The sequence below is a fragment of the Limnohabitans sp. TS-CS-82 genome, assembly GCF_002943475.1.
In genome coordinates this window covers 76,986-103,877 of sequence record NZ_PTQX01000020.1, presented here as the reverse complement: position 1 = coordinate 103,877, position 26,892 = coordinate 76,986, and the positions used below count along the sequence as shown (strand labels likewise).

At 53.9% G+C, this 26,892-nt stretch carries 26 protein-coding genes, 2 tRNA genes and 2 pseudogenes; 26 read left to right on the top strand and 4 right to left on the bottom strand.

What is annotated here, in order from left to right; all coding sequences use genetic code 11:
- From tuf to C5F52_RS27265, 16 genes and pseudogenes are all read left to right on the top strand, one after another.
- Nucleotides 1–228, top strand: a pseudogene (tuf, locus tag C5F52_RS27335) (elongation factor Tu); the annotation flags it as partial.
- 11 nt (nt 229–239) lie between these two features.
- A tRNA-Trp gene (locus C5F52_RS27330) sits at nt 240–313 on the top strand.
- A 94-nt stretch (nt 314–407) separates the two neighbouring features.
- Nucleotides 408–791: a preprotein translocase subunit SecE gene (gene secE, locus C5F52_RS27325; RefSeq protein WP_104801523.1), complete on the top strand. Its 384-nt coding sequence runs from the start codon at nt 408–410 to the stop codon at nt 789–791.
- Nucleotides 791–1,375: a transcription termination/antitermination protein NusG gene (gene nusG / locus C5F52_RS27320; protein WP_104801522.1), complete on the top strand. Its 585-nt coding sequence runs from the start codon at nt 791–793 to the stop codon at nt 1,373–1,375. The genes secE and nusG overlap by 1 nt, the downstream gene beginning before the upstream one ends.
- 104 nt (nt 1,376–1,479) lie before the next feature.
- Complete coding sequence (rplK, locus tag C5F52_RS27315; RefSeq protein ID WP_100134397.1) at nt 1,480–1,911, top strand: 50S ribosomal protein L11; 432 nt, start codon at nt 1,480–1,482, stop codon at nt 1,909–1,911.
- Nucleotides 1,912–2,607, top strand: coding sequence for a 50S ribosomal protein L1 (rplA, locus tag C5F52_RS27310; RefSeq protein ID WP_104801521.1), 696 nt, complete (start codon nt 1,912–1,914; stop codon nt 2,605–2,607).
- Nucleotides 2,608–2,756: 149 nt separating this feature from the next.
- Nucleotides 2,757–2,891 (top strand): hypothetical protein, encoded by a 135-nt coding sequence (locus C5F52_RS30380; protein WP_255416404.1) that lies wholly within the window; start codon nt 2,757–2,759, stop codon nt 2,889–2,891.
- On the top strand, nt 2,872–3,378 hold the full coding sequence (gene rplJ, locus C5F52_RS27305; protein ID WP_104801520.1) for a 50S ribosomal protein L10: 507 nt from the start codon (nt 2,872–2,874) through the stop codon (nt 3,376–3,378). The genes C5F52_RS30380 and rplJ overlap by 20 nt, the downstream gene beginning before the upstream one ends.
- Before the next feature lie 40 nt (nt 3,379–3,418).
- Nucleotides 3,419–3,793, top strand: coding sequence for a 50S ribosomal protein L7/L12 (rplL, locus tag C5F52_RS27300; protein WP_104801519.1), 375 nt, complete (start codon nt 3,419–3,421; stop codon nt 3,791–3,793).
- 258 nt (nt 3,794–4,051) lie between these two features.
- Entirely contained in the window at nt 4,052–8,164 is a 4,113-nt protein-coding gene (gene rpoB / locus C5F52_RS27295; RefSeq protein ID WP_104801518.1) for a DNA-directed RNA polymerase subunit beta, read from the top strand.
- Between the two features lie 73 nt (nt 8,165–8,237).
- The gene (rpoC, locus tag C5F52_RS27290) at nt 8,238–12,464 is read left to right on the top strand and encodes a DNA-directed RNA polymerase subunit beta' (protein ID WP_104801517.1); all 4,227 of its coding nucleotides are present in this window, start codon (nt 8,238–8,240) and stop codon (nt 12,462–12,464) included.
- A gap of 81 nt (nt 12,465–12,545) precedes the next feature.
- Nucleotides 12,546–13,103, top strand: a complete 558-nt coding sequence (locus tag C5F52_RS27285) for a LemA family protein (protein WP_146100178.1) — start codon at nt 12,546–12,548, stop codon at nt 13,101–13,103.
- On the top strand, nt 13,100–14,452 hold the full coding sequence (gene rsmB, locus C5F52_RS27280) for a 16S rRNA (cytosine(967)-C(5))-methyltransferase RsmB (protein WP_104801515.1): 1,353 nt from the start codon (nt 13,100–13,102) through the stop codon (nt 14,450–14,452). Before C5F52_RS27285 ends, rsmB begins: the two co-directional genes overlap by 4 nt.
- Nucleotides 14,406–15,065, top strand: a complete 660-nt coding sequence (locus tag C5F52_RS27275; RefSeq protein ID WP_104801514.1) for a DUF4390 domain-containing protein — start codon at nt 14,406–14,408, stop codon at nt 15,063–15,065. The genes rsmB and C5F52_RS27275 overlap by 47 nt, the downstream gene beginning before the upstream one ends.
- On the top strand, nt 15,062–17,332 hold the full coding sequence (locus C5F52_RS27270) for an ATP-binding protein (RefSeq protein WP_201747103.1): 2,271 nt from the start codon (nt 15,062–15,064) through the stop codon (nt 17,330–17,332). The genes C5F52_RS27275 and C5F52_RS27270 overlap by 4 nt, the downstream gene beginning before the upstream one ends.
- A gap of 30 nt (nt 17,333–17,362) precedes the next feature.
- Nucleotides 17,363–18,025 carry a response regulator gene (locus tag C5F52_RS27265; protein WP_104801513.1) on the top strand — a complete coding sequence of 221 codons (663 nt, stop codon included), beginning with the start codon at nt 17,363–17,365 and terminating at the stop codon, nt 18,023–18,025.
- 5 nt (nt 18,026–18,030) lie between these two features.
- Here C5F52_RS27265 and C5F52_RS27260 read toward each other — a convergent pair whose 3' ends face one another.
- Both C5F52_RS27260 and C5F52_RS27255 read right to left on the bottom strand, forming a co-directional pair.
- Nucleotides 18,031–18,645 (bottom strand): hypothetical protein, encoded by a 615-nt coding sequence (locus C5F52_RS27260; RefSeq protein ID WP_104801512.1) that lies wholly within the window; start codon nt 18,643–18,645, stop codon nt 18,031–18,033.
- A gap of 423 nt (nt 18,646–19,068) precedes the next feature.
- The gene (locus C5F52_RS27255) at nt 19,069–19,500 is read right to left on the bottom strand and encodes a hypothetical protein (protein WP_104801511.1); all 432 of its coding nucleotides are present in this window, start codon (nt 19,498–19,500) and stop codon (nt 19,069–19,071) included.
- Here C5F52_RS27255 and C5F52_RS27250 point away from each other — a divergent pair.
- Complete coding sequence (locus tag C5F52_RS27250) at nt 19,499–20,374, top strand: hypothetical protein (protein ID WP_104801510.1); 876 nt, start codon at nt 19,499–19,501, stop codon at nt 20,372–20,374. The two genes, C5F52_RS27255 and C5F52_RS27250, sit on opposite strands and share 2 nt — an antisense overlap.
- A 149-nt stretch (nt 20,375–20,523) precedes the next feature.
- On the opposite strand, the gene C5F52_RS27245 is transcribed toward C5F52_RS27250, so the two are convergent.
- Nucleotides 20,524–21,501, bottom strand: a complete 978-nt coding sequence (locus C5F52_RS27245) for a hypothetical protein (protein WP_104801509.1) — start codon at nt 21,499–21,501, stop codon at nt 20,524–20,526.
- A 128-nt stretch (nt 21,502–21,629) separates the two neighbouring features.
- Entirely contained in the window at nt 21,630–21,911 is a 282-nt protein-coding gene (locus C5F52_RS27240) for a hypothetical protein (protein WP_104801508.1), read from the bottom strand.
- A gap of 37 nt (nt 21,912–21,948) precedes the next feature.
- Between C5F52_RS27240 and C5F52_RS27235 the strand changes: the two genes are divergently transcribed.
- The 9 genes and pseudogenes from C5F52_RS27235 to arsB all read left to right on the top strand — a co-directional run bounded on the left by C5F52_RS27235 (nt 21,949) and on the right by arsB (nt 26,786).
- A tRNA-Phe gene (locus C5F52_RS27235) sits at nt 21,949–22,024 on the top strand.
- 485 nt (nt 22,025–22,509) lie between these two features.
- Nucleotides 22,510–23,313 (top strand): UvrD-helicase domain-containing protein, encoded by an 804-nt coding sequence (locus C5F52_RS30455; RefSeq protein ID WP_104801507.1) that lies wholly within the window; start codon nt 22,510–22,512, stop codon nt 23,311–23,313.
- Nucleotides 23,270–23,515, top strand: a pseudogene (locus C5F52_RS30305) (recombinase family protein); the annotation flags it as partial. The gene C5F52_RS30455 and the pseudogene C5F52_RS30305, both read left to right, overlap by 44 nt.
- Nucleotides 23,516–23,574: 59 nt before the next feature.
- Entirely contained in the window at nt 23,575–23,781 is a 207-nt protein-coding gene (locus C5F52_RS30300) for a hypothetical protein (protein ID WP_236658029.1), read from the top strand.
- Complete coding sequence (locus C5F52_RS27220; protein ID WP_104801506.1) at nt 23,778–24,248, top strand: hypothetical protein; 471 nt, start codon at nt 23,778–23,780, stop codon at nt 24,246–24,248. The genes C5F52_RS30300 and C5F52_RS27220 overlap by 4 nt, the downstream gene beginning before the upstream one ends.
- Nucleotides 24,249–24,349: 101 nt before the next feature.
- Complete coding sequence (locus C5F52_RS27215; protein WP_104801505.1) at nt 24,350–24,676, top strand: helix-turn-helix transcriptional regulator; 327 nt, start codon at nt 24,350–24,352, stop codon at nt 24,674–24,676.
- Nucleotides 24,677–24,687: 11 nt separating this feature from the next.
- Nucleotides 24,688–25,197 (top strand): ArsI/CadI family heavy metal resistance metalloenzyme, encoded by a 510-nt coding sequence (locus C5F52_RS27210; RefSeq protein WP_104801536.1) that lies wholly within the window; start codon nt 24,688–24,690, stop codon nt 25,195–25,197.
- A gap of 9 nt (nt 25,198–25,206) precedes the next feature.
- Complete coding sequence (locus C5F52_RS27205; RefSeq protein WP_104801504.1) at nt 25,207–25,713, top strand: arsenate reductase ArsC; 507 nt, start codon at nt 25,207–25,209, stop codon at nt 25,711–25,713.
- A 2-nt stretch (nt 25,714–25,715) separates the two neighbouring features.
- Nucleotides 25,716–26,786 carry an ACR3 family arsenite efflux transporter gene (gene arsB / locus C5F52_RS27200; protein ID WP_201747102.1) on the top strand — a complete coding sequence of 357 codons (1,071 nt, stop codon included), beginning with the start codon at nt 25,716–25,718 and terminating at the stop codon, nt 26,784–26,786.
- Nucleotides 26,787–26,892 lie beyond the last annotated feature (106 nt).

Here is a 26,892-nt window from a genome sequence, read left to right as displayed (position 1 = left end):
CACACACCATTCTTCAACAACTACCGTCCCCAGTTTTACTTCCGTACGACTGACGTGACCGGTGCTATCGAGTTGCCAGAAGGCAAAGAGATGGTGATGCCAGGCGACAACGTGTCGATCACTGTGAAGTTGATCCACCCGATTGCGATGGAAGAAGGCTTGCGCTTCGCTATCCGCGAAGGCGGCAAGACGGTTGGTGCTGGTGTGGTTGCTAAGATCATTGCCTAATTGTTAAATCTAGGGGCGTAGCTTAGTGGTAAAGTAGCGGTTTCCAAAACCGTCGATGGGGGTTCGATTCCCTCCGCCCCTGCCACTAAGTCCTTGGATGATGTGGTTGCCAAGCCCGCCAATACGGCGGGCTTCGGTGTCTTCACAAACGTAAAAACGGTACAGGAAAATCTTGATCCATGTCTGCTGCAAACATTGAAACCGTCTCTACGTCTGCTGACAAAGCCAAACTTGTTGCGGTGGCTGTGTTGGTTGTGGCGTCTATCGCCGGTTTTTACGGCTTGTCTGCCAAGGGTGTGATTGTTCAGTGGCTGGTTTTGCTGTTGGGCTTGGCTGCTGCTGTCGTCATGTTTGCGATTTCTTTGCCTGGTCGTCAGTTGTCGGCTTTTGGCAATGATGCTTGGCGTGAAGTCAAAAAGGTCGTCTGGCCGACTCGCAAAGAATCAACTCAAATGACTTTGTATGTGTTTGCCTTTGTGGTGATCATGGCGTTGTTTTTGTGGTTGACCGACAAGACCCTTGAGTGGGTGTTTTACGACTTGATTTTGGGCTGGAAAAAATAATGACCGACATCATCGATAACCCTGCTGCTGAAGTGCCGGTCCCGACCAATCCTGATTTGCGTTGGTATGTGGTTCATGCCTACTCGGGTATGGAGAAGGCGGTTGAGCGCAATATTCGCGAAAGCATTGCGCGCGCAGGCATGGAAAACAAGTTCGGTCGCATCTTGGTGCCGACTGAAGAAGTTGTGGAAATGAAAAACGGTCAGCGCCGTACCGCTGAGCGTAAATTTTTCCCTGGTTATGTGTTCGTTGAGATGGTCATGGACGATGAGTCATGGCATTTGGTCAAGCACACCAATAAGGTGACGGGTTTTGTGGGTGGTGCTAAGAACCGTCCTGCGCCTATTTCTGAGTCTGAAGTTCAAAAGATCGTCAGTCAGATGCAGGATGGTGTCGATAAGCCGCGTCACAAAGTTGAATTCATGGTGGGTGAGTTGGTTCGCGTCAAAGACGGTCCATTCACTGACTTCAATGGCTCTGTCGAAGAAGTTAACTACGAGAAGAGCAAGGTTCGTGTGTCTGTGACCATTTTTGGTCGCGCCACGCCCGTTGAGTTGGAATTCGGCCAGGTCGAAAAAACCTAACAAATTTGAGTGCTTGGCGCTACCCGACTCGGTGCCAAGTTGTAGAGAAGAGTCGCTAACCCCGGGAAGCTCTTTGTGAGCGTTTGACCCGTAAGGAGAAAAGCATGGCGAAAAAAATCGTCGGCTTCATCAAGCTGCAAGTGCCAGCTGGTAAAGCTAATCCATCGCCACCTATTGGCCCAGCATTGGGTCAACGTGGTTTGAACATCATGGAATTTTGTAAGGCGTTTAACGCCCAGACCCAAGGCGTCGAGCCAGGTCTGCCATTGCCTGTGGTGATCACTGCATTTGCAGACAAATCATTCACTTTCGTGATCAAGACGCCTCCAGCGACTACATTGATCAAGAAAGCTATCAAGTTGGACAAGGGCTCTGCTCGTCCTCACGTCGACAAAGTTGGCAAGATCACGCGCGCTCAGCTCGAAGAAATCGCCAAAACAAAGATGGAAGACTTGAATGCCGCTGATTTGGACGCAGCTGTTCGCATCATCGCCGGCTCTGCCCGTTCGATGGGCGTGACTGTGGAGGGCGTGTAAATGTCTAAGTTGACTAAAAAACAAAAAGCCTTTGTGGGCAAAGTGGACAGCAACAAGTTGTACGCCTTGGCTGACGCCCTTGGCATCGTCAAAGAGTGCGCAACTGCTAAGTTCGACGAGTCGATCGACGTTGCTGTGCAACTCGGTATCGATGCGAAGAAATCTGACCAAGTCGTGCGCGGCGCTGTTGTGTTGCCTAACGGCACCGGCAAAACTGCTCGCGTGGCTGTATTCGCACAAGGTGCTAAGGCTGAAGAAGCCAAAGCCGCTGGTGCTGACATCGTGGGTATGGACGACTTGGCTGCCATGGTCAAAGCTGGCGATATGCCGTTTGACGTGGTGATCGCTGCGCCTGACGCGATGCGCGTTGTGGGTACATTGGGTCAAATCTTGGGCCCACGCGGTCTGATGCCTAACCCCAAAGTCGGTACTGTGACGCCTGACGTTGCAACTGCTGTGCGCAATGCCAAGGCTGGTCAAGTCCAGTTCCGCGTTGACAAAGCCGGTATCGTGCACGGCACCATTGGTCGCCGTTCGTTTGACACAGACAAACTCCAAGGTAACTTGGCAGCTTTGATCGAAGCGTTGAACAAGTCCAAGCCAGCCAGCAGCAAAGGTGTTTACCTGCGCAAAGTGGCCGTCTCATCCACCATGGGTGTTGGCGTGCGCGTGGACGTGCAAACACTCGGCGCCTAAGTCGACGTTTGTCAATTCGAACGCTGAATAAGCGTTCAAAATTTGAGCCGCACTTCGGTGCAGCTCAGAGTGGTGGGCTGGTCATCCTCTATGAGTTGTGACCAGGCCATCCAAGACCGTTGGTGTGGAGCTTGACTTCACTTAATTAAATGACCAACGCAGATGGCGATCCCGCTGAAATGGATTTTTTCCTGACAGTTAGGTCGCTGCAAAAGTGGCGTGTTGAAGAGCAAATGCTTGACGACACATTTAAAGGAGTAGACCTTGAGTCTGAATCGCAGTGAGAAAGAAGCGGTCATTTCTGAAGTGACCACACTCGCCGCCCAAGCTCAAACGCTGGTGATTGCGGAATACCGCGGCATCACGGTCGCCGACATGACCAAACTGCGCGCCAAAGCCCGTAGCACTGGTGTGAGCCTGAGCGTGTTGAAAAACACCTTGGCCCGCCGTGCTGTGGCTGGTACACAGTTTGAAGTTGTCGCTGATCAGATGACCGGCCCGTTGATCTATGGCTTCTCTGAGGATGCAGTGGCTGCCGCTAAGGTGGTGGCTGACTTCGCGAAAACCAACACCAAGTTGGTCATTCGTGCAGGTGCATTCGCAGGCAAAGTCCTAGACGTTGAAGGCGTTAAGCAATTGGCAAGCATCCCTTCGAAAGAAGTTTTGTTGGCTCAGTTGTGTGGCTTGTTGATGTCGCCTATGTCGCGTACAGCCGTTGTGCTGGGCGCGTTGGCGGCCAAAAAAGGCGAAGGCGAAGCTGTTGCCGCTTAAGGCCAGCGTTCGTGTTTTAACCAATTGTTAGGAAATAAAAATGGCATTCGATAAAGACGCATTTTTGACCGCGCTGGACAGCATGACGGTCATGGAACTCAACGAACTGGTGAAAGCCATCGAAGAGAAATTTGGTGTGAGCGCTGCCGCTATGGCTGCTCCCGCTGCTGCTGGTGGCGCTGGTGCTGCTGCTGCCGAAGAGAAGACTGAATTCAACGTCATGTTGATGGATGCCGGCGCAAATAAAGTGTCCGTGATTAAAGCTGTGCGCGAAATCACCGGTCTGGGCTTGAAAGAAGCCAAAGACGTGGTGGACGGTGCTCCTAAGGCCGTCAAAGAAGGCGTGTCTAAGGCTGACGCTGAAGCCGCCAAGAAGAAGCTTGAAGAAGCTGGCGCTAAGGTTGAACTGAAGTAATTCGGCTCTCCCACAAGGCTGGAGTGTCCCGCAAGGGCCTCCAGCCTTCTGTGCTTACAGAGCACACCCAAAAGCAGGTTCAACTAAATCGGTTTTTGAGTGTCTTCTGACCCCAACTGCAGAAGATGCCTTGGTTCGGGTTGCGTGCAATGCGCAACCGTCCGCCAACGCTGGTAGAGGCCAGCCGCCAAGCCTGTTGTATGAGACTTAGTAATCTCATGCAGCTCACAGTTCTGAAAGATCAAGCCCGGAGATCTCATGGCCTATTCATACACCGAACGCAAGCGTATCCGCAAGAGTTTCGGCAGCCGCGACAGCGTGCTGGAAATTCCTTATTTGTTGCAAATGCAAAAAGACGCGTACACCGCGTTCTTGCAAGCTGACGTTATCCCTAAAAAGCGCACCAACGAAGGTCTGCAAGCTGCATTTGAAGCTGCATTCCCCATCGTGTCGCACAACGGTTTTGTCGAGATGAAATATCTCGAGTACAACTTGGCCAAGCCTGCGTTTGACGTGCGCGAATGTCAAACCCGTGGCCTGACTTTTTCGTCAGCCGTGCGCGCTCGCGTTCAATTGATCATTTATGACCGTGAGTCATCGACCCCTCAGTCGAAAGTGGTCCGTGAAGTGAAAGAGCAAGAGGTCTACATGGGCGAAGTGCCTTTGATGACCGACAAAGGCTCGTTCATCATCAACGGTACAGAGCGCGTGATCGTGTCTCAGTTGCACCGCTCACCTGGCGTGTTCTTTGAACACGACAAGGGCAAGACCCACAGCTCTGGCAAATTGTTGTTCAGCGCCCGCATCATTCCTTACCGCGGTTCATGGCTCGACTTCGAATTCGACCCCAAAGACTTGCTGTATTTCCGCGTTGACCGTCGTCGCAAGATGCCCGTCACCATTCTGTTGAAAGCCATTGGCCTGACACCAGAAACCATCCTCGCGAACTTCTTTGTGAACGACAACTTCCGCTTGATGGACAGTGGCGCACAAATGGAATTTGTGGCCGAGCGTCTGCGCGGCGAAGTGGCGCGCTTTGACATCACCGACAAGTCGGGCAAAGTCATCGTCGCCAAAGACAAGCGCGTGACCGCACGTCACACCCGTGAGTTGGAGCAGTCCAACACCACCCACGTCAGCGTGCCTGAAGACTTCTTGATCGGTCGTGTGATCGCCAAGAACATCATCGACGCTGACACCGGTGAGTTGATTGCCCGTGCCAACGACGAGTTGACCGAAGCCTTGCTCAAGAAATTGCGCGAAGCTGGCGTGCAAGATCTGCAATGCATCTACACCAACGAACTCGACCAAGGCGCCTTCATCTCGCAAACTCTGCGCACCGATGAAACCGTCGACGAATTCGCTGCACGCGTGGCCATCTACCGCATGATGCGCCCTGGCGAGCCACCGACCGAAGACGCAGTGCAAGCTCTGTTCCAGCGCTTGTTCTACAACCCCGATACGTACGATTTGTCGCGCGTGGGTCGCATGAAGTTCAACGCCAAAGTGGGCATCAACGAATCCACAGGCCCCATGGTCTTGACCAACGAAGACATCTTGTCTGTGGTCAAAATCTTGGTGGACTTGCGCAACGGCCGTGGCGAAGTCGATGACATCGACCACTTGGGTAACCGTCGCGTGCGTTGCGTGGGCGAATTGGCCGAAAACCAATACCGCACAGGTTTGGCACGTATTGAAAAAGCCGTGAAAGAGCGTTTGGGCCAAGCCGAGCAAGAGCCGCTCATGCCCCATGACTTGATCAACTCCAAGCCTATCTCTGCTGCGTTGAAAGAATTTTTCGGCGCATCACAGTTGTCGCAGTTCATGGACCAAACCAACCCATTGGCCGAGATCACGCACAAGCGTCGCGTCTCTGCCTTGGGCCCAGGCGGTTTGACACGCGAACGCGCAGGCTTTGAAGTGCGTGACGTGCACGTGACCCACTACGGTCGTGTGTGCCCTATTGAAACGCCAGAAGGTCCAAACATTGGTTTGATCAACTCTTTGGCTTTGTACGCGCGTTTGAACGAGTACGGCTTCATCGAAACACCTTACCGTCGCGTGGTCGAAGGTAAAGTGACGATGGACATCGATTACTTGTCCGCCATCGAAGAAGGCAAGTACGTCATCGCGCAGGCCAACGCCACGCTCGACAAAGACGGCCAACTGATTGGCGACTTGGTGTCTGCCCGTTCCAATGGCGAATCTATTTTGTGCGGCGCTGAGCGTATCCAGTACATGGACGTGTCGCCTGCGCAGATCGTCTCTGTGGCGGCCTCTTTGGTGCCGTTCCTTGAGCACGATGACGCGAACCGCGCGTTGATGGGTGCCAACATGTCACGTCAAGCCGTGCCTGTGTTGCGTCCAGAAAAACCCATGGTCGGTACTGGCATCGAGCGCGTCGCTGCGGTCGACTCAGGCACTGTGGTGACAGCGACTCGTGGTGGTGTGGTGGATTACGTTGACGCAACCCGCGTTGTGGTTCGCGTGAACGACGCCGAAGCACAAGCTGGCGAAGTGGGCGTGGACATCTACAACCTCATCAAGTACCAACGTTCTAACCAAAACACCAACATCCATCAGCGTCCAATCGTCAAGCGTGGCGACAAGATTGCCAAGGGTGACGTGATTGCTGACGGCGCATCGACTGACTTGGGCGAAATCGCCATCGGTCAAAACATGTTGATCGCTTTCATGCCTTGGAACGGTTACAACTTCGAAGACTCGATCTTGATCAGCGAGCGCGTGGTGGCAGAAGACCGCTACACCTCCATTCACATCGAAGAACTCGTGGTGATGGCACGCGACACCAAGTTGGGTGCCGAAGAAATCACACGCGACATTCCTAACTTGGCTGAGCAACAACTCAACCGCTTGGATGACTCCGGCATCATCTACGTGGGTGCAGAAGTGCAACCCGGTGACACACTGGTCGGCAAGGTCACGCCAAAAGGCGAAACCACACTGACACCAGAAGAAAAGCTGTTGCGCGCGATCTTCGGCGAAAAAGCCAGCGATGTGAAAGACACATCTCTGCGCGTGAGTCAAGGTTCGCAAGGTACGGTCATCGACGTGCAAGTCTTCACCCGTGAAGGCATCGTGCGCGACAAGCGTGCTCAGCAAATTATTGATGACGAACTCAAGCGTTTCCGCCTCGACTTGAACGACCAGCTCCGCATCGTGGAAGCTGACGCGTTTGACCGTATCGAAAAACTCTTGACCGGCAAAGCTGCGAACGGCGGCCCGAACAAGTTGGCCAAAGGTAGCGTCATCGACAAAGCCTACATGTCATCGGTTGAAAAGTTCCATTGGTTCGACATTCGTCCCGCAGACGAAGAAGTCGCCAGCCAATTGGAAAGCATCAAAAATGCGATGGAACAAACCCGCCACAGCTTTGACTTGGCCTTCGAAGAGAAGCGCAAGAAGTTGACGCAAGGCGACGAGTTGCCAGCAGGCGTGTTGAAGATGGTCAAGGTCTACTTGGCTGTCAAGCGTCGCTTGCAGCCTGGTGACAAGATGGCCGGCCGCCACGGTAACAAGGGTGTGGTTTCTAAGATCGTTCCGGTCGAAGACATGCCTTACATGGCCGACGGCACACCTTGCGACATCGTGTTGAACCCCTTGGGCGTTCCTTCACGTATGAACGTGGGTCAGGTGTTGGAAGTGCATTTGGGCTGGGCCGGTAAAGGTATCGGTCAGCGCATTGGCAACATGTTGCAAGCCGAAGCCAAAGTGTCTGAAATGCGCACCTTCATGGAAGAGTTGTACAACTCGACCGGTCGCAAAGAAGACCTGAGCCAGTTGTCTGACACGCAAGTGTTGGAAATGGCCGGCAACTTGACCAACGGTGTTCCTTTTGCAACCCCCGTGTTCGACGGCGCTGCAGAAGAAGACATCCGCACCATGTTGAAACTGGCTTACCCAGAAGACATCGCCAAGGCGAAAGGTCTGACGGCCACACGCACGCAAGCGAACTTGTTTGACGGTCGTACTGGCGAAGCTTTCGAGCGTCCCACCACCATCGGCTACATGCACTTCTTGAAGCTCCACCATTTGGTCGACGACAAGATGCACGCACGTTCTACAGGTCCCTACAGCTTGGTCACACAGCAGCCGCTGGGTGGTAAGGCTCAGTTCGGTGGCCAGCGTTTCGGTGAGATGGAAGTGTGGGCGTTGGAAGCTTACGGCGCGTCTTACACATTGCAAGAAATGTTGACCGTCAAGTCCGACGACGTGCAAGGCCGTACCAAGGTGTACGAGAGCATCGTCAAAGGCGAGCACTCGATCGAAGCGGGCATGCCCGAATCGTTCAACGTGTTGGTCAAGGAAATTCGTTCATTGGGTATCGACATTGAGTTGGACCGCGCCTGATAGGAATTTGGACAGCGCTCGCGCGCTGTCCGAAACAGATCAAGCCTCTCCAACCAAATTAAGGATTTAAAACATGAAATCGTTACTCGACCTGTTCAAGCAGTTCACGCCCGATGAGCATTTCGATGCCATCAAAATCGGCATGGCTTCTCCTGAGAAGATCCGTTCATGGTCTTTCGGCGAAGTGAAAAAGCCAGAAACCATCAACTACCGCACCTTCAAGCCTGAGCGCGACGGTCTGTTTTGCGCCAAGATTTTTGGCCCTATCAAAGACTACGAATGTTTGTGCGGCAAGTACAAGCGTCTCAAGCACCGCGGCGTGATTTGCGAGAAGTGCGGCGTTGAAGTCACACAGACTAAAGTGCGTCGTGAGCGCATGGGTCACATCGATTTGGCCGCACCTTGCGCCCACATCTGGTTCTTGAAGTCGTTGCCATCACGTTTGGGCCTCGTGCTCGACATGACGCTGCGTGACATCGAACGCGTGTTGTACTTTGAAGCTTACGTGGTGACCGATCCTGGCATGACCCCGCTGAAGAAATTCGCGATCATGACCGAAGACGACTACGACGCTAAAGTCATCGAATACGGTGACGAGTTCATCGCCAAGATGGGCGCTGAAGGCATCAAAGATTTGCTCGAAGGTTTGGACCTCGACATCGAAATCGAGAAGCTGCGCAACGACTTGACCGGTTCTGAAATCAAGATCAAGAAAAACGCCAAGCGTTTGAAATTGATGGAAGCGTTCAAGAAGTCTGGCATTAAGCCCGAGTGGATGGTGCTGACCGTCTTGCCCGTGTTGCCACCTGACTTGCGCCCATTGGTGCCGTTGGATGGTGGTCGTTTTGCGACTTCCGACTTGAACGACTTGTACCGTCGCGTGATCAACCGTAACAGCCGCCTGCGTCGTTTGCTCGAACTCAAGGCGCCTGAAATCATTGCGCGCAACGAAAAGCGTATGTTGCAAGAAGCCGTGGACAGCTTGCTGGACAACGGCCGTCGCGGCAAGGCCATGACCGGCGCCAACAAGCGTGCCCTCAAGTCTTTGGCCGACATGATCAAAGGCAAGAGTGGTCGTTTCCGTCAAAACTTGTTGGGTAAGCGCGTCGATTACTCAGGTCGTTCTGTGATTACCGTGGGCCCAACTTTGAAACTGCACCAGTGCGGTTTGCCCAAGTTGATGGCACTCGAATTGTTCAAGCCCTTCATCTTCTCGCGTCTCGAAGCCATGGGCATCGCGACCACGATCAAGGCTGCGAAGAAAGAAGTCGAATCCGGTTCAGCCGTGGTGTGGGACATCTTGGAAGAGGTGATCAAAGAGCACCCTGTGATGTTGAACCGTGCGCCTACGCTGCACCGCTTGGGCATTCAAGCGTTCGAACCTATCTTGATCGAAGGTAAAGCCATTCAGTTGCACCCACTCGTCTGTTCAGCGTTCAACGCCGACTTCGACGGTGACCAAATGGCCGTTCACGTGCCTTTGTCTGTGGAAGCACAGATGGAAGCCCGCACCTTGATGCTGGCCTCGAACAACATCTTGTTCCCTGCCAACGGCGAACCCTCTATCGTTCCTTCACAAGACGTTGTGTTGGGTCTGTACTACGCCACCCGCGATCGCATCAACGGCAAAGGTGAAGGCCTGATCTTCTCCAATTTGGGCGAAGTGCAACGTGCGTTGGACGCCAAGGTGGTCGAATTGACCGCCAAAGTCAGCGTGCGTTTGACTGAGTGGACCAAAGACAAAGAAACCGGTGAGTTCATCCCATCGACCAGCTTGGTCGACACCACCGTGGGTCGTGCCTTGTTGTCGGAAATCTTGCCTAAGGGCTTGCCTTTCTCGAACATCAACAAAGCGTTGAAGAAGAAAGAAATTTCTAAACTCATCAACGTGTCATTCCGCAAGTGCGGTTTGAAAGAGACCGTTGTGTTCGCTGACAAGCTGTTGCAAAACGGTTTCCGTTTGGCCACGCTCGCCGGTATCTCGATCGCGATTGACGACATGTTGGTGCCGCCAGAAAAAGGCGCCATCATTAGCGCGTCTGAAAAAGAAGTCAAAGACATCGAACAGCAATATGTGTCCGGTTTGGTGACTTCTGGCGAGCGTTACAACAAGGTGGTTGACATCTGGGGTAAGGCTGGCGATGCTGTGTCCAAGGTGATGATGGACCAACTCCGCAAAGAGAAGACCATCGACCGCCACGGCAACGAAGTCGAGCAAGAGTCGTTCAACTCCATCTACATGATGGCCGACTCTGGCGCGCGCGGTTCTGCCGCTCAGATTCGTCAGTTGGCCGGTATGCGTGGTTTGATGGCCAAGCCTGACGGCTCCATCATTGAGACCCCCATCACGGCGAACTTCCGTGAAGGTCTGAACGTGTTGCAGTACTTTATTTCCACCCACGGTGCACGTAAAGGTTTGGCTGACACGGCGTTGAAGACAGCGAACTCGGGTTACTTGACCCGTCGTTTGGTTGACGTGACGCAAGACTTGGTGGTGACCGAACTCGATTGCGGTACACAAAACGGCCAACTCATGCGCGCCATCGTCGAAGGCGGTGAAGTGATTGAGTCATTGCGCGACCGTATCTTGGGTCGTACTGCGTTGGAAGACGTCGTGCATCCAGAAACCCGCGCGGTGTTGGTCAAGGCTGGCGAGATGCTGGACGAAGACTACATCGACATCCTCGAAGCCGAAGGCGTCGACGAAGTCAAAGTGCGCACCGCCTTGAACTGCGAAACACGCTTTGGTTTGTGTGCCATGTGCTACGGCCGTGACTTGGGTCGCGGTGGTTTGGTCAACAACGGTGAAGCTGTCGGCGTGATCGCTGCGCAGTCCATCGGTGAACCCGGTACCCAGCTGACCATGCGTACGTTCCACATCGGTGGTGCTGCGTCTCGTGCGGCCGTCGCGTCCAGCGTGGAAGCCAAGTCCAACGGTGTGATCGGCTTCAACGCCGCCATGCGTTATGTGACCAACAGCAAAGGCGAGTTGGTGGTGATTTCTCGCTCTGGCGAGATCATCATTCACGACGAACACGGCCGTGAGCGTGAGCGTCACAAAGTGCCTTACGGTGCGATCTTGTCCGTCAAGCCTGACCAGACCTTGAAGGCTGGCGTGATCTTGGCAAACTGGGATCCATTGACACGTCCTGTGATCACTGAATTCGCGGGTAAGGTCCAATTCGAAAACGTCGAAGAAGGCCTCACCGTTGCGAAGCAAGTGGACGAAGTGACCGGTCTGTCCACCTTGGTGGTGATCGATCCGAAGCGTCGCGGTTCGACCAAAGTGGTGCGTCCACAGGTCAAGTTGATCGACGCATCTGGCAAAGAAGTCAAGATTCCTGGCACCGATCACTCGGTGACGATTGGCTTCCAAATCGGTGCGCTGATTCAAGTGCGCGACGGCATGGATGTGGGCCCTGGCGAAGTGCTGGCACGTATCCCTGTTGAAGGTCAAAAGACCCGCGACATTACCGGCGGTTTGCCACGTGTGGCCGAACTGTTCGAAGCACGTTCACCCAAAGACAAGGGCATGTTGGCTGAGATGACCGGTACCGTGTCGTTTGGTAAAGAAACCAAAGGCAAGGTTCGTTTGCAGATCACCGACCCAGAAGGCAAAGTGTGGGACGAACTCATTCCTAAAGAGAAGAACATCTTGGTCCACGAAGGCCAAGTGGTCAACAAAGGCGAGAGCGTTGTGGACGGCCCAGCCGACCCACAAGACATCTTGCGTTTGCTCGGCATGGAAGAGTTGGCGCGCTACATCGTCGACGAAGTGCAAGACGTTTACCGTTTGCAAGGCGTGAAGATCAACGACAAGCACATTGAAGTGATCGTGCGTCAAATGTTGCGTCGCGTTGTGGTTGAAAGCGTGGGTGACACCAACTACATCGCTGGCGAACAAGTTGAGCGCTCTGAGATCCTCAACACCAACGAAGCGTTGCAACGTGATGGCAAGGTCCCTGCGACTTTCACCAACTTGTTGCTGGGTATCACCAAAGCTTCGTTGTCCACCGACTCGTTCATCTCGGCGGCTTCTTTCCAAGAAACCACACGTGTGTTGACCGAAGCGGCCATCATGGGCAAGCGCGACGAATTGCGCGGCTTGAAAGAGAACGTCATCGTCGGTCGCCTGATTCCTGCAGGTACTGGCATGGCTTATCACAAAGCCCGCAAGGTCAAAGATGCGATGGACGACGCTGAGCGCCGCGCCATTGCAGACGCCGAAGCGGCTGAGTTGGCTGGAGAGTCTTCGGAAGAAGAAACTCACGTTGATCACGGCGCTGGCGAAGAAGCGTAAAGTGACCCTCTCAACAAAGGCCCGCAAGGGCCTTTGTTGTTGGTGGACCTGTGTTTTGACAATCCGATCAAAGGTGACAGCATGGTAGAAGCGTGGTGGTTTTGGGCTCTGGTGGCCGTGCTCGTGTTTTGGGCTGTCGGGGCTTACCAGCGTTTGGTGGGTTTGCGCACGCAAGTCATCAAACAGTTTGCGGTGTTGGAAGAGTTGATGCTGCGCTACCAAAGCTTGGTGCAAGAGGCGACCACGGCTGCTGTGACGTCGCCTTCCGGTTGGCACACGTCCGTGGCGCCAGAGTTGGGCGCCAGCCATTGGACGCGCCTGCAAGTCGCGGCCAACTTGTCGGCCATGGCCATGGCGCGCATGCAAGAGCATCCGCTAGACCCGTCGTCCGCCGTTGCCTTGGTAGCGACCAGCCGAGATTTGCAAGATGCCTGGGAAGCCTTGACGCACCCCGATGTCTATTACGTGTCGGTGCCCACCGAGCTCACCCAGCATTGGCGTGAGTTGGGCATTGCCATCCAACCCGATTTACAGCGGTTCAACCAAGCGGTGCGCCTCTACAACGACGCCATCGCCATGTTTCCAGCCGTGTTGCTGGCCCGAGTTTTTAAGTACAAAGCAGGACGCGTTCTCGAATGACACAAGCACCTCACACGTCAGGCGCATCTGTGCCTCTTTGGCAGCAGCTGCAAGCCGTCGCGCAAGCCGTGGCGCAAGTGCGCCGAGGTGTTTCTGGCACGGCGGCACTCGATGCGGTGCCGCCCTCTTTGCGACCCGGCGTGCAAGCGCTGTTGTTTCAAGTGCTGCGTCAATTGGGCCGCGCGCAAGCTTTGCGCGCGCAATTGGCAAGCCGTACACCACCGCCTTTGCCCGATGCCTTGTTGTGCACCGCCTTGGCCTTGGCGTGGGACCCTGATCACGCGCCTTACGAACCCCATACCTTGGTGAATCAAGCCGTGGAGGCTGCCAAGAACACGCGCACCTTGCAATCCAACGCCAGTTTTTTGAATGCCTGTTTGCGTCGCTTTTTGCGAGAGCGCGATGCCTTGGTGCGCGCCACCGACGACGACGTGCAAGCGCAATGGAATCACCCCGCTTGGTGGATCAAACGCGTGCAGACCGATCACCCCACGCATTGGCAAGATATCTTGAGGGCCAACAACCAAGCCGCGCCCATGACCTTGCGCGTCAACACACAGCGCATCACGCGTGATGCGTTGCAAGCGCGTTGGCATGAAGCAGGGCTGATCGCCCAAGCCGTTGGCGAACAAGGTTTGGTGCTTGAGCAGGCGCGATCGGTGCGTGACATTCCAGGTTTTGACGAAGGCCTGTGTTCCGTCCAAGATGCTGCGGCCCAGTGCGCTGCGCAACTGTTGTTAACCGGATTAGTGTCTGCACAAAAAGGCGGCATGCGGGTGTTGGATGCTTGCGCCGCACCCGGTGGCAAAACCGCACATCTGCTGGAAATGCTGCCCGCCAATGCGCAAGTCACCGCCTTGGACATTGATCCCAAACGCTGCGAGCGTGTGGCTGAAAACCTCGCCCGCCTTGGTCTGCGCGCGAACGTGATCGCGGCTGACGCTGCATTGCCCAAGGGCTGGTGGGACGGCGACGTGTTTGACGGCATTTTGTTGGACGCGCCTTGTACGGCCTCGGGCATCGTGCGTCGCCACCCCGACGTGCGGTGGCTGCGCCGCGAGTCTGACATTGCGCAACTCGCTGCCATTCAGAAAAATTTGCTGAAACGGCTGTGGCCCATGGTGCGTCCTGGTGGCCGCTTGTTGTATTGCACCTGTTCGGTTTTCAAGGCGGAGGGCGACGGTCAGCTCAAAACGTTTCTTGAACACAACACCGATGCCCGTTTGATGCCTTCTTTGGGGCATTTGAGGCCGCAAAACAACACGCAAAGCCCGACTCTCACCGACAATCTGGCCGGTGATCATGACGGCTTCTACTACGCACTGTTGGAAAAAACGCCAGCCCTTTGACCGCCTGTGGGCGAGGGTTGTGCAACACCTGCGTCTGTACGTGCTGGTGGCCCTCGGCCTATTGAGTGCGGGGGGCGTTTGGGCTGATACGCCTGTGGATTTGCAAGGGCTCAAAGTCGAGCGGGTGGATGGTGCTGTGACCGTCTCGGCTAACTTGCATTTCGACCTGCCCCTGCCCTTGGAAGAGGCCTTGCTCAAAGGCGTGTCGCTTTATTTCGTGACCGAAGTCGATATTTCGCGTGAGCGTTGGTATTTTTATGACAAACGCGTCGCACACGCCGAGCGCCATGTGCGTTTGTTTTATATGCCCCTAACGCGCCGTTGGCGTGTCAACGTCTCACCACGGCCTTTCAATGCCGGTGGTTTGGGCATGAGTTTGGCGCAAAGTTATGACACGGTGGACGAGGCCATGAGCGCCGTGCGTCGTATCGCCCAATGGCCGGTGGCACAAGTGTCCGATGTCGACATGGACGCCAAACAAAATATCAGCGTGAGTTTTAAGTTGGACTTGAGCCAACTGCCACGTCCTTTGCAAATTGGCGCTGCAGGTCAGAGTGAGTGGAATTTGAACCTTAACAAATCGATGCGCTTGGTGTTGGAGCCCGGGCGGTGACCACGCAGCAAGACAAAAGCGTCAAGCTCACTGGCTTTCAGTTCCGTTGGTTATTGGTGATCAGCGCCGCCGTGGTGCTGGCTTTGGGCTTGGTGCTGCTGTTTTTGTTGACGCAAGCCACTGACAACCGCCAGCTTTACGAGCAAAACTACCGTCAACTTTTTGGCCTCAATGTGGTGGTCGCCGCTTTATTGATGGGCGTCATTGCATGGCTGTCGGTGCGCTTGGTGCTGCGTTTGCGTCAAGGTAAATTCGGCAGTCGCTTGCTCTTGAAAATCGCCGCTACCTTTGCGCTTGTGGGTCTGTTGCCGGGCTTGTTGATTTACAGCGTGTCGTACCAGTTCGTGTCGCGCTCTATTGAGAGTTGGTTCGATGTGAAGGTGGAGGGTGCGCTTGATGCGGGCTTGAGTTTGGGGCGTGCCACGCTCGACACCTTGGCCAATGACTTGGGACAAAAAACCCGCAACGCCAGCGTGCAAATCAGCGATTTACCCGATGCCTCTGCTGGCCTGGCCATGGATCGCATCCGTGACCAATTGGGCGCCGATGACGCGATTTTGTGGAGCCTCTCCGGTCAGGCCTTGGCCAGTGCGGGCGAGTCGCGCTTCAAGATCAATCCGGTGCGACCGTCTTCGGCGCAGATGAAGCAGGTCAAAGCGCAGGGCATCGTGACTGTGATTGAGGGCTTAGAAGATGCCAACGCACAAGGCACAGCGCAAGCGCGTATTCGGGCTTGGGTGACGGTCGCGCCCTCCAGTCTTGGCTTGCTCGACGAAGTGCGAATTTTGCAAGTGACCAAAGCCATCCCCCCCACCTTGGTCAGCAATGCCTTGGCGGTGGAGGCGGCGTACCGTGAATACCAAGAGCGCGCTTTGGGGCGCGATGGCTTGCGCAGCATGTACATCGGTACCTTGACCTTGAGTTTGTTTTTGGCGGTGTTTGGTGCGGTGCTGCTGGCTGTGTTGCTGGGCAATCAACTAGCGCGTCCCTTGCTCATGTTGGCTGAAGGCGTGCGTGATGTGGCGGCGGGCGATTTGAGCCCCAAACCCGCATTACAAGGCCGTGATGAACTGGGCGGATTGACGCGCTCGTTTGCCGATATGACCCAACAGTTGTCAGATGCTCGGGCGGCCGTCGATCGAAGCATGCAACAAGTGCACACCTCGCGGGCCAATTTGCAAACTATTTTGGACAACCTCACCGCGGGCGTGATTGTGTTGAGCGACCAAGGGGTTATTCAATCCTCCAACCCAGGGGCGACGCGAATCTTGCGTGTGCCTTTGGCGGCGTGGGAGGGGCGTGTACTCGGCGAGATTGAGGGCTTGGCTGAGTTTGCCAAACATGTGCAAGATGAATTTGAGGGTTTTTGGGGGGAACGCAGCCAGCACGGCTTGGACCACTGGCAGCAATCGTTTGAGTTGCATGCCACCGCCATGAGCCCTGCGGTGCAGTTGACCGATGAGCACCGCCAGCACATCACGTTGTTGGCGCGTGGTGCGGTGTTGCCTAACAACGCCCGTTTGCTGGTGTTTGACGATATTTCTGAAATCGTGTCTGCCCAGCGTGCGCAGGCATGGGGCGAAGTGGCGCGTCGCTTGGCGCATGAAATTAAAAACCCACTCACGCCCATTCAGCTGTCGGCGGAGCGTTTGGCCATGAAGCTCGAAGGCAAAGTCGAAGAGCCTGAGCGCTTGATTTTGAACAAATCCGTCAAAACCATCGTCGATCAAGTGGATGCGATGAAGCGCTTGGTCAACGAGTTCCGCGACTATGCGCGCCTGCCCGTGGCCGAACTCAAATTGCTAGATTTGAATGCCTTGGTGCAAGATGTGATGCAGCTCTATGGCAGCGAAAACGCGGCTGTGCCGGTGTATGCCGAGCTCGATGCAGCGTGTCCCTTCATTCAAGGCGACGCGCAGCAATTGCGCCAAGTGGTGCACAACCTCTTGCAGAACGCGCAAGATGCGACGGGCAGCAGCGACCACCCCCAAGTCTCGATTGCCACGCAATGGGTGCCGACTTCGGGGCGCGTGCGCTTGGTGGTGCGAGACAACGGGCCCGGTTTTCCTCTGAAAATTTTGAAGCGCGCGTTTGAGCCTTATGTCACCACAAAGAGCCGAGGGACAGGTTTGGGCTTGGCGGTGGTCAAGAAAATTGCGGATGAACACAATGCGCGCATCGATTTGAAGAACCGTGAATCAGAAGGTGCGGTGGTCGGGGCGCAAGTGTCGTTATCATTCCAAGTTGCAGATTCGCAACACACATAATTTTTCAAGCGCAAAGAGACACGGGCAGACATGGCAAACATATTGGTGGTGGACGACGAGTTAGGTATTCGTGACCTGTTGTTTGAAATTCTTAACGACGAAGGTCACGCGGTTCAAGTGGCTGAAAATGCCTCACAAGCCCGCGCCGCGCGCTTAGAGGCGAGGCCCGATTTGGTGTTGCTCGATATCTGGATGCCTGATACCGATGGTGTGACTTTGCTCAAAGAGTGGGCCGGTTCGGGGTTGCTCACCATGCCCGTGATCATGATGAGTGGTCATGCCACCATTGACACAGCGGTCGAGGCGACACGCATTGGTGCTCACGCATTTTTAGAAAAACCCATCACGCTTCAAAAGCTCTTGAAGGCGGTTGAGCAGGGTCTTTTGCGTAAGCCCGCTGCCGGTACTTTGAAAGCGCCGGTCGCCCATCAAGTTGGCAGCGATGGGGTTAAAACAACGAATACGGTTTCGCAGGCGGTGGTCCTGCCGCCTACGCATCAAAGCTTTGAATTGGAATTGCCCTTGCGTGAAGCGCGCGATGCCTTTGAACGCGCTTACTTTGAGTATCACTTGAACCAAGAGAGCGGGTCGATGACGCGCGTCGCTGAAAAAACGGGGTTGGAGCGCACGCATCTCTACCGCAAGCTCAAGCAATTGGGTGTGGACCTGTCCAAAACCAAACGCGCGGCTTGAGATCGTTAGTTTTTGAGGTCTGAGTCCGTCTCGTTGAGAGGCGCTTGTGTGGCCCGCGTTCGCGCAAAAGCCACCAAGCGCGTGTGACGAGCCAGCCAGCGCAACACCAGCGCGCCGATCACCGCACCATTGATGTCGCCCACCATCATGAACGCCAATTGATTGGGATTGACCAGTTGTGAAGGGTCGAGCATCGACCACAGTGCGTGGTGAATTAAGGCGTTAAGCAACGCATACAGCAAGGCCAGTGACAGCAAGTCGCTAAAACGCGCCAATGACAGCGGTCTTTTTTGCATGAAGCGCATCAGCATCACCGCTAAAGCCGCACAGCCTGCTGATGCCGTGGCGTTAACGAGGCTCAGAAAGACGGTGTCTTGCGACCACGGCATCAAAAGAAGGCAGCCTATAGCGGTGCCCAAGCTGCCCCACACCATCCCCAATACCAGCACGTTGACCAAGCGCAAAAAACTGGGCAGATAGAGAAAACTGATGTGGTCTGAAATCTCAAACGATGACAGCAGCCAACCATTGAGCAAGTGCACGACACAAAACAAGACGCCGGCCAAAACAGCTAAAAGTAAGGCTTCAAAGTGGAACGAATGTTCCTCGTCTTTTTTCATAAATAGATTATTTTTGTAAGACATTAAATTATCTGTGCAATTTCGTCTGCGGTCAGATAGCGCTTTGATGGGCGCATGCAATGTGTGTCCTTTGTGTACGTTGCGGCGTCCAATCAAGCCGTCGTTTGCCGCATACGGTCACAAAAATGGGTTTCTCAATGTTGTTTGAACGTCAGATCTGCTCAGTCAGTGCTACAAATTGACTTATGGCCCGGTAACTCAGTTGGTAGCGTAGCGAATTAAAAAAGTCAGCTCGGTGCTAGAGATTAAAAATTAATGCCTCCTGCAAAGTGGGTGCAAGTCAGCCCTACGGCAAGCTTTTAGCTTAGCGGCTAAACATTGAGTGTTGGGCGGTGGGATCAGTGCTTGTAGAGCTATTTCAGCTTGGGCAGCTTCGCGCGATTAAAGAAAATTGACGCTTAACTATTCGATACCAAGCGGGTTGCCTTTTACCGAGATCAGCGTCCAATCGCACTGCCCTTTGGCATCGCACAAGTAGTGCTTTCCATTGTCTATCTTATGAAGCGTGAAGCAAACTTCTTGACCTCCGCCACTGGATTGCTCACAGCGTTTACCGTCCTTGATCTTGTACCAGCCTTCAAATCGCATACCAATGTTGGCTGCACCTGAATAAAAGACTCTGTTACCAGTCTCCTTGTAATGCATGTCCAGTTTTTGAGAGCCTTGAAGCTTGGTGTGTCGCAATGTATTCCCGATAATCAAAGCGGTCAGTTCGTCCTGTGTCAATGCTGGTATTCCTCGCATACCTAATTCGGAAACGGTGGTCCTGTCCTGAGCCAAGGCTGAGCCTGTCAAAATGATTGCTGTGAGCAATAAAAAACCGGTTTTGATCATGATTCAAGTATTTGGTGCATTGAAGATAAGTTTAGTCACGCTGACTTTTATGCTGGCATGCTTTCAGTCGCATGCTAATACGGCTGCGGGCAGCTCGACAAGTAGCGTTTCCGATGATGCTCAAGAGCTGCAACGTACTTGGCTCAAAGGCGCACTGATGCTGCCCAAAGACTTGTCTAAGCAGCTGGGCATACCTGCTGGGGAGATTACCCGGATCGATAAAGTCGTAGAGCGGTTGCCGACGTTGAAATTTGATGCACCTATGCCTCTTGCTTTACTGGTGCACGGTTGCTTTGGCATTGGGCAGGAGCAAATTGAGCAGGCAAAGCTGCTGACTGTTCGTGGGTATGTGGCATTCATGCCAAGTTACTATGGACGTGCGAACTCTTTCCAACTTTGTGGTGGCAATGCTGCAGGTGAGGTTCAATTTACGAAAGTAACGCTTCCCATACTTAAGCAAAGACTGGAAGAAGTTGACTATGGATTAGAAAAGGCTAGGGCATTGCCCTTTGTTGACAAAGATATTACGCTTGTCAGTGGTCACAGCATAGGTGGAATAACTGTGGGCATCATGAAGCGGGTTGATGTAACGGCATACGTCATTACAGGATGGGGTTGCAATCCAAAAGTGATTGGACGTCCGCCTAGAAAAATACCATTACTTGCTATTCGTTTTAAAGATGACCCGTGGCTCAACGACAGTTTCCAATGCGATGGAGGGCTCTTCACGGGACGAGATAAGGAAAACACAATCAGCTTGGTGCTTGATGGACAACGGACGCACGAAGTGATTCACGATCCGAGGGCTGTATCCGCTTTCTTGGACTTTGTTGGCAGCGTGGTTGGTTTTCCTGACCCGACTGCAACTAAGTAGGCGTCAAATTAATTTATGCCTGAGCAAGTCATTCTGACGGTCTGATTCGTTCACGAATGAGGCGACGAATCACCTGAGTCCGTTCAATCTGGTGGGCTATCCACATAGCTCAAGTACTGCGAATAATTACTTTACTTTTTTAAAAATATTTACGGCTCTAACTTCATTACGCGAATAGCATTTTCTGAAGCCACGAGCTTCGCTGTTATTCGGGACAAGTTCTGCAGGAGTCCGCCTCTGATCTGTCGTACTGTCTTTTTCACATCTACCCAAGAGTTGAATGTGTCAGTGCCCACCATAAATCGGGTAGGGTGCTTTTCGATAAGATTTTTCCATTTAGTCTGAAGATTTTTGTCGTCGAAGACAATCCAATCAAATTTATCGGCGTGCTGCTTTGCATATTGATTCATAAAAATAGCGTCATTGCGGGCTGACATCTCACAATATATATTCGAATGTTTGAGCAGCAGTTCATCTATCAATCCTGTGTTTGATGTGAACATGCAGTGCGCCAAGATAATGGGAACAGATGGGTACGCAGCGGCGATGTTTTGTAGTTCCTGAACCGAGTTAGGGTCGTCTTCCGCATGTATGTTAACGAACCCCTCCCAGCGCTTGGCAACTTCTAGCAATTGAAGAATACCATCTGAGTCTATTTTTGCCTTGCGTTGAAAGGAAGTGTTGGGGTTGCTATTTTGGTTATTGAGAATGAGTTCACCTATACCTTTAATTTGCTTGGCCGCAAAAAGCCGATCTGCCTCTTCAATGAGTTGAACGTAGTCGGGGGTAGTAGCATCTTCAATGCCCTTAACTCCTTTGCGGCGATATATGTCAGTTAAGGTAACTTGTCCGGTAGTAGCAATGTATTTGTTGCCAAGTAGACGTGAGTAAGGTTGTGTATCCCATGGGCCGTATGGGGCTCCAACGCCACCCGCCCAGCCAATATTGAGCGCCTTCATTTCCGCGTCCAGCTCAGACGGAGAGATCCAGCGTTGCACGTGTCGATGAACATCAACAATCATCAGACTTGAGGCATCAAATGGTTTTGCTTCTTGGGCTACAGCTTCGACGGCAAAGAGCAAGATAGTTGCTGAAATTGCACACTGAATTTTTTTTATGATCTTCATCAATGATTACCTCGTACAGGAGCAATGGACATTAAAGACAATAAATGCTTGCGCAACTCATTTCTTTGTTCTTTGCACAATGCCACTTTGTTGAAAACCTTACAAATGGTATCAAAACGCAAATAATCTCAAGCTGGCTTTCCAGCCGCCATGGATGTGCCCATCTGACGAGCCAAAGTATGTATGTTTGTATCCGTCAAAAAAATAAATCCAACACGGCAGCAAATCCAACTCAAACGTAAATCTTCTTTACGCTCATCCACCTCGGTCAATCTCAAGCCGGTGGCGCATCCGCACCCCAGCATGGTGCTCAAAAAGTCTGCAATGTTTGTGCTAAGACGCTGGCACAGCAAAATGGCAGCCAAGATTTCGACCAGCCGGTGATGCACTTTTTTGAACACCGCAGGCATCCTCAAGGAAAAGTCCTGCTACAATCTTGTCCTTACCGGCCCGGTAGCTCAGTTGGTAGAGCAGCGGATTGAAAATCCGCGTGTCACAGGTTCGATTCCCGTCCAGGCCACCAATCCAAGACGCCCAACTGTTCTCAGTTGGGCGTTTTCATTTGGGCCATCCCCAGAGCACGCGGGGTGCGGCGCAATTCTACGTGTGCCAACCCCCTCCGGTACTTGAGGTGGTATTGCCCCCCAAATCTCATACTCTGCCTTCTCTTCTCACGAAACTTCTTCAAACCCTCACGCTGTGGCACACGCAGAACGCGTTTCCAGGCAACAACTTACGCGTGTGTCGGATACGAAGGTTTTGCTATCGACTTGCTGAGGCGCGCCTTGTGGTTTGTGTGCTGTCACACACAAAGTTCTGAGAATTTGCAAGAGAAGTCCACGTTTTCGATTCTTTAATGGGGCAGCAAGGGGCAAATGTTTGTAAACACTAGCTTTGTATTTTTGTGATGACGACCAGTTGATCTGGCACATGTCGGTCAATAGTCGTCGATGGAAAAGCTGCAAAACATAATGCGTATCATCCGAGGAGTACTAATCTCATTTGTGAATGGCACGACACTGGACCCCTGGATTTTTTTCCCGGATTCTTTTCGGAGGATCCTGGTCGTTGGAGGTCGTCCCTGAAGGTCTGCGTGTAGATGACCGACTTTATGGCTGGAGTGACCTAACATGCTGTTCCGTGGCCCCGGCTTTTTTCTGGGGTCACTTGCGGCTTGGACAAGGTGATCAGGAAATTTTCCTGCGTGGAATGTCGCGGCGACTAGCAGAGGAAATTTCCGCCTGCGCAAAGACCCTTGGCGTTATGCTGCCCTCAATCAAGGCACTGAGAGCCGCCATGGCCAGCGACCGTTATGTGTCCAACAGGATGGTCCGCGAGGCCTTGGCCATTTCAGGCGCTCATGCTTCCCATTGGCACCCAGACCAATCAGGGCTGCTTGCCCCTGACCTAGAGCCCTTAGGTCCGGACCTTAAGTTGTTCGAGCAAGTCACCTCCGGCGATTACAGCGCTATTGAGGCTCGCAACGACAAATTTGTGGCCCAAGAGACGGTGCTGCACGATGAGTATTTCTGCTCTGTGGAATCAAGTGTACTGACCCTCGAGCAGCGCGTGGCAACCGTCGTGATGGAAGACTGCAACTTGGTTATAGCTGCAGCTGGGTCGGGAAAAACCTCAGTGCTCGTGGCCAAGGTCGGCTACTTGGTGAAAAAGGGCTATGCCTCGCCTGAGGAGATCTTGGTTCTTTCCTTTAATGCAAGCGTTGCCGATGAGATAGAAGCTCGCATTAAGGAGCGGCTGGTTCAATCGGATGGTGGTCTACAAGATCGACCGTCTCACGCGCAGCTTGCCTGACTTTGCCAAGCTGGTTGAGGTTTTCGATCGCAACAACGTCTCGTTTGTCTCGGTGACCCAGCAGTTCAACACAACCACATCGATGGGGCGGCTGACGCTCAACATCCTGCTGTCCTTTGCACAGTTTGAACGTGAAGTCACGGGCGAACGCATCCGGGACAAGATCGCAGCCAGCAAAGCCAAGGGCATGTGGATGTGTGGCGCTCATGCCTGCAGCACAGTGCCGGAGCCGATCTTCAAGAAGACCAGGTGGTGGTGTCGATGCGACGAATCGCCGATGTCTGGAAGCAGTTGTTTCCGGCGGAGCAACAGCGCATTGCACAGTTGCTCATTGAGCGCGTGGATTTCAAGGACGGTAGCTTGGACATCCATTGGCGCGAGGATGGCTGGATCGGACTGGATCCAAGCATCGTGGCTCACCCCTACGTGGAAGAGGCCAAAGAGTATGCAGAGGAGGTGATGGCATGACTAACGATGCATATCAGGGCAACCCAAGGTTGCGCAATGTGCGTATTGAAGTGGGTGGGGCTGCGCGGCAAATCATGGACGGCACGCAACGTGTGACGATGGTCCCGCTGACGATCCGTCGCAAAAAAAACCGCAAGCTCTTGACCCCACCGTCAGGCTCCAGTGCGAACGTCATGTCTGGCGGGATGGACATTCCGATGATCAAAACGCTGGGCAAGGCGTTTTACTGGCAACGCTTGCTTGATGAGGGCAAGTACGCCACGGCGACAGATCTGGCTCGTGCATTCAAGCTGGAGCCGGGCTGGGTCGCGGAGGTCCTGCGCATGGCGAATTTGGCTCCCGAGATCATTGAAGCCATCCTGGATGGTTCCCAGCCACGGCATCTGAATCTGCAGATGATCCGTGGGCGTCATGAGCCCCTTCCACGCGACTGGGAGAAGCAAAAAAAGATGCTTGCCTTTGTGTGATTTGGTTCCGCCTGTTTTGATGGTAAACGTCCGATAGCAGCCCTCTGAATTCTTGGATTAGGTGTCTTGTTTTTGTCATATATTTTTACGATAATGGAAATATGGAAGAAAAAGACGTCGTCAAAGCTTTAGCCGCCATGGCCCAGCCCAACCGCCTGCAGGTGTTCCGCTCCCTCGTGGTTGCGGGAAAACAAGGTGCGACGCCAGGGCAGTTGGGCGAGCTGCTAGGGGTGCCTAACGCCACGCTCTCGTTTCATCTCAAAGAGCTGATGGGCGCGGGCCTGATCAGCCAGGAGCGCAGTGGGCGCAACCTGATCTACCGCGTCGAGTTTGACCAGATGAATGGTCTGCTTGCCTACCTCACTGAGAACTGCTGCCAGGGCGCCGAGGCCTGCCTCGACGCCTCATCCACCAACTGCCAATGCTGAAAGTACCGAACATGAAACGGTTTCACGTACACCTCCATGTCCAAGACCTGCAAGCGAGCATCGCGTTTTACTCACGCTTGTTCTCTGCCCAACCTGCGCGGATCGAAACTGACTACGCCAAGTGGATGCTTGAAGACCCTCGGGTGAACTTCGCCATCTCAACGCGAGGCAGCAAGCCTGGCCTCGACCACCTGGGCTTCCAAGTTGATAGTGCCGAGGAGTTGGTTGAGATGAAGGCGGCTGCTCAAAACGCCGACATGGCCATGCTCGACGAAGGCGAGACGACCTGTTGCTATGCCCGCAGCGACAAACACTGGATCACTGACCCGCAAGGCGTCGCCTGGGAGCAGTTCCATACCCTTGGAGACATCCCAGTTTTTAACGAGGCCTCTCAACCCGCTTCTGGCGCGGCATGTTGCGCACCCACACAGCCAACTGCTGCAGCATGCTGCGCCCCGAATACGGTTGCAACAGCCAGTTGCTGCGGCCCCGCTATTTCCTCTAAATCCTCTTGCTGCTGAAAGAACAACATGACCACTGAATCCAAACCTTTAAATGTCCTCTTCTTGTGCACGCACAACTCAGCGCGCAGCATCTTGGCCGAAGCCCTGCTGAACCACCTCGGCCAAGGGCGTTTTAAAGCCTATTCGGCGGGCAGCAGCCCGCGTGAGAACCAGCAGCCCAACCCACTGGCACTTGAAACGCTGACCAAGGCTGGCTTACCTGTGGAAGGTCTCTACAGCAAAAGCTGGGATGAGTTCGGCAAGCCTGATGCTCCTCATATGGATTTGGTGATCACAGTCTGTGACAACGCCGCTGGTGAGGTGTGTCCTTTCTGGCCAGGCCAACCTGCGACGGCTCATTGGGGTTATGCCGATCCATCCGAGGTTGAGGGCGACGACGACAAAAAGCGAGAGGCGTTCAAGCAGACCCTGCACATGATGCGCAAGCGCCTGGACATTTTTGTCAATCTGCCCCAGAGCAGCTTGAGCAAGATGGCCATCGAGAAAACCGCCCGCGATCTGGCCAAGAGTTGACCATGAGCGTTCAATGTGAAGTCACGGCAAAGGTTGCGGCCCAGGCTCCGATGAGTCTCTTCGAGCGTTACTTGACGCTGTGGGTGTTCCTGTGCATCTTGCTGGGTATAGCGCTTGGGCAGTTTTTTCCCGGCGTGTTCCAGGCCGTCGGAGCTATGGAAGTCGCCCAAGTCAACTTGCCCGTAGGTCTGTTGATCTGGGTGATGGTCATTCCGATGCTTGTGAAGGTGGACTTCGGTGCGCTGGGTGAGGTGCGGCAGCATGTGCGCGGCATTGGAGTGACCCTGTTCGTCAACTGGCTGGTGAAGCCGTTTTCAATGGCGTTTCTGGGCTGGCTCTTCATCCGCCATTGGTTTGCACCGCTTTTGCCCTCAGACCAGCTCGACAGCTACATCGCTGGCCTGATCCTGCTGGCGGCAGCCCCCTGCACGGCGATGGTGTTTGTCTGGAGCCGTCTCACGAATGGCGACCCGCTGTTCACGCTCTCGCAGGTCGCGCTCAACGACACGATCATGGTGTTTGCGTTCGCGCCGCTGGTGGGTTTCCTCTTGGGCATCTCCGCGATCACCGTCCCGTGGGCCACTTTGGTGACCTCGGTCGTGCTTTACATCGTCATCCCCGTGATGCTTGCTCAGTTGTGGCGCAAGGCATTACTGGCCAAAGGGCAGGAAGCATTTGACGCGACGATGGCCAAGATCGGGCCTTGGTCGATCGCGGCGCTGCTGGTAACGCTGGTGCTGCTCTTTGCATTCCAGGGTGAGGCTATTCTCAAGCAGCCGCTTGTCATCGCCTTGCTGGCCGTGCCCATCTTGATCCAGGTGTTCTTCAACTCGGCGCTGGCTTATTGGCTTAACCGCCAGCTTGGAGAGAGGCATTCCGTGGCTTGCCCATCGGCTCTGATCGGTGCGTCCAACTTCTTTGAACTTGCGGTGGCCGCCGCAATCAGCCTGTTCGGTTTTGAATCCGGCGCAGCACTAGCCACAGTGGTCGGCGTGCTAATTGAAGTGCCCGTGATGTTGCTCGTGGTACGTGTTGTCAACAGTAGTCATGAGTGGTATGCGGGAAAGACGTGAGCCAACGGGGGCGGATTCTGCCTTGGCTCGGTCTGAGACATTCACCTAAGAGTGTCCGTAAAAGGGCATCTGAACCACAGAAACTTCGTGCCTGAGCATCAGGCAA